Annotated in this window: 1 protein-coding gene; it reads left to right on the top strand. The window is 70.8% G+C overall.

Features of this window, described 5'->3' with window-relative positions:
• Nucleotides 1-209 precede the first annotated feature (209 nt).
• On the top strand, nt 210-914 hold the full coding sequence (locus NNI01S_RS26775; protein WP_063023148.1) for an enoyl-CoA hydratase-related protein: 705 nt from the start codon (nt 210-212) through the stop codon (nt 912-914).
• Nucleotides 915-1,534 lie beyond the last annotated feature (620 nt).

The following is a 1,534-nucleotide window of genomic DNA, read 5'->3' as shown; positions in this document are numbered from 1 at the left end:
CCTGCTCCTTCGGTGGCCGCGTGTGCGCGTGCCGGGCCGCGAACGGAGCAGGCTCGGTCTCGCTTCGCTCGAAACCGGGGGTGGGCGTGCGCCGGGCGGGCCGGGGGTGAGGCCGGGACGCTGTGGACGCCGTCTTCCGTGGGCGACCGGTCGGCGGCGAGTGCTACCCGTGAGTAGGGGATCGGCTGTGGCCCGTTACGCTGCACCGCATGCCGCATCTGGAACGCCATGGGGAAGTGTTCGTCGTCTACCTCGGCGCCGAGGGACAGACCGACAGCGAGAACCGTTTCCACCCGGACTGGATCGACGCGTTCCACGGGCTGCTGGACGAGGTCGAGAGCTCCGAGGGGCCCGCGGCGCTGGTGACCACCGCGACCGGGAAGTTCTTCAGCAACGGTCTGGACACCGACTGGCTGTTCGGCAATCTGGACAGGATGCACGAGTACCTCGACCGCGTGCACTCGATCTACACCCGCCTGCTCGCCTTTCCGCTGCCGACCGTCGCGGCGATCAACGGCCACGCCTTCGGAGCGGGCGCCATGCTGGCGACCTCGCACGACTTCCGGGTGATGCGCGCCGATCGCGGCTTCTACTGCCTACCCGAGGTGCACTTGGGCATGCCGTTCACGATCGGGATGAACGCCTTGCTCACCGAACGGCTGACCAACCAGGTCTGTGTGCAGGCGATGACCACCGGCCACCGCTACCCGGCCGACGAGGCGATCGCCGCGGGCATCGTGGACGGCAAGGCGGAGGCCTCCGAGTTGCTCGCCACCGCTATCGAGCGGGCAGCCGCACTGGCGAGCAACCGCAAACCGAACCTCCCGGTGATCAAGCGCGCCCTCCACGCGAAGGCGCTGGCCGGCCTCGCCGTCCCGACCACCCCGGAAAACCTGGCGTTCGCCGCGAGCTGACCCGCGGTCCGAAGGCGGCGCACCCGTCTCGGCGCGTACCGCCCCACGGTCGGTCCACAAGGCGGCACACCGTCTCGGCGCGTACCGCCTCGACTGCGGGACCCGGCGGCTGCCGCCGCGTCTGCGGGGGAGTCGCTGCGGCACCCCTCGGTCCTCCCCCGGTTGCCCCACAGCGAACTGCCAGTCCGCGGTCCGCGGCACCGCAGCGGAGTCGTCCGAAACGGCGTGCTTGCGGGGCGCAGCCTTCGCCTCGGACGTGCTCAGCGCGCCACACCCGCGTCTTTCGAGCGAAGCGAGACCGAGCATCCGCAGTTCGCGGCCCGGCTCGCGTTTGCGCGGCCGCCGCGCAGCACCGAAGGGCAAGCGGCAGCTATCGCAGCGGTGCCTTTCCACAACGGCGTACCTCGGGCCGTAGCGGGCACTTGTGATGTGCCCAGCGCACCGCAACCGCGTCTGTCGAGCGAAGCGAGATCGAGCATCGCGCAGTTCGTGGCCCGGCTCGCATTTGCACGCCCGCAACGCAGGCACCGAATGGGCAAGCGCAGCGGAGCCCTTCCGCAACGGCGTGCTGTCGGGCCGCAGCGTGCCTTCTGACGTGCCCAGCGCACCGCAACCCCCGG

The organism is Nocardia niwae NBRC 108934 = DSM 45340 (genome assembly GCF_001613465.1).
GTDB lineage: Bacteria > Actinomycetota > Actinomycetes > Mycobacteriales > Mycobacteriaceae > Nocardia > Nocardia niwae.
This window is presented reverse-complemented; position numbering and strand designations above follow the sequence as displayed.